Source organism: Mesorhizobium sp. M2E.F.Ca.ET.209.01.1.1 (genome assembly GCF_004010375.2).
In the GTDB taxonomy this organism is placed as follows: domain Bacteria; phylum Pseudomonadota; class Alphaproteobacteria; order Rhizobiales; family Rhizobiaceae; genus Mesorhizobium.
Map to the genome: position 1 here is coordinate 1 of NZ_SADP02001226.1, position 287 is coordinate 287.

1 protein-coding gene is annotated in these 287 nt (G+C 54.4%); it reads right to left on the reverse strand.

The genetic code is table 11. The features are described 5' to 3' along the window. Positions 1 to 4: 4 nt before the first annotated feature. On the reverse strand, positions 5 to 287 hold a 283-nt coding region (locus EN852_RS39840), incomplete at its 5' end, for a DUF6867 family protein (RefSeq protein ID WP_135879977.1).

The window sequence follows — 287 nt, forward strand, 5'->3', positions numbered from 1 at the left end:
AACTTCAACCTTTTGGCTTCCAGCTTAACAAGGAAGCTCTTTCATAGAGCCAGTTGTACTGTGTAACCATTTGGTTGGTGCGCGTGTATTGATAGCCGAGAAAGCCCAAGATCATCAGCACGATGGTGTCGACGACATAGTAATGCAGCGAGAACATCGTGCCGTCGAACAGCGCGTGATGGATGAACCTGATGCCGATGCCGAGACCGAGCATGTAGAAAAACAGCTGAACGTGGCTGCTCCACGTCTGTCCGGCGGCCTTGCGGGTCCTCCACGCCGCCCACCCG